This window comes from Pseudogemmobacter sp. TB195 (assembly GCF_058313095.1).
In genome coordinates this window covers 1-737 of record NZ_JBZEGG010000108.1, presented here as the reverse complement: position 1 = coordinate 737, position 737 = coordinate 1, and the positions used below count along the sequence as shown (strand labels likewise).

The window sequence follows — 737 nt, the reverse complement described above, 5'->3', positions numbered from 1 at the left end:
GCGCGCACGCTCGCTATGCCGATGTGGGAAGGCGGGCAGCGCATGATGCAGGTCGCTTCGCCCAGTGCGTTCGCCGCCTTGGCCGCGGGCGATCGGATCGTTGCCGCCAATCGTGAGACGCTGGAGGCATGCCGGAAGCGTGCGGACAGGGCGGATGAGGCCGTGCGGTGTACTGTGATCGTGAAGGCGGAAAGAGCGTTTAAGCGTTAGAGATTGCCGGGTCGCTGCTATTGAATTTCTAGGCTGAACGCATTCGCACTATTGCGAGAGAGCACTATCCGGCAACCTGCATAATTTGTTCCCTGTAGGATCGCTGCCATCTGCGGCGGCCAGTGCAGCCAAGTGTTTGGCGCATTGTTATTGTACTGCCGCGAGCTATCATGAGTGACAGTAAAGGTTATATTACCAATGGATTGGCCTTGGATAATAACCTGAAAATCAACATAGGCCTCTTCAACAGGCTTGTTGTTAAAATATCCTGGGTGCCATGAGCAGCAATTGAAAAAGGTCTGGCGAAACCAAGTCTGGAAGTTTCCAGTTGCCAAACTGCTAGAGGTAAGCCTCAGATAAGGAACTAGTCCTCCTGTAGTCTGCTGCTGCGCGTCAGTCGTAGAAAGATTCTTCCACCAAGATGGCATTAGAGTGCCCCAGTTAGACCAAATTCGTTATTGAATATGGTGTTTATACCTCGACAGCGTGGCGAACCTCAACAAGGGCCCGAAGAGCGTCATAGATTT

At 52.6% G+C, this 737-nt stretch carries 1 protein-coding gene; it reads left to right on the top strand.

All coding sequences use genetic code 11. The annotated features are described in order from the left end of the window. A partial coding sequence (locus tag AC4FS3_RS28860) for a DUF6118 family protein (RefSeq protein WP_491023395.1) occupies positions 1 to 210 on the top strand: 210 nt, incomplete at its 5' end. Positions 211 to 737 lie beyond the last annotated feature (527 nt).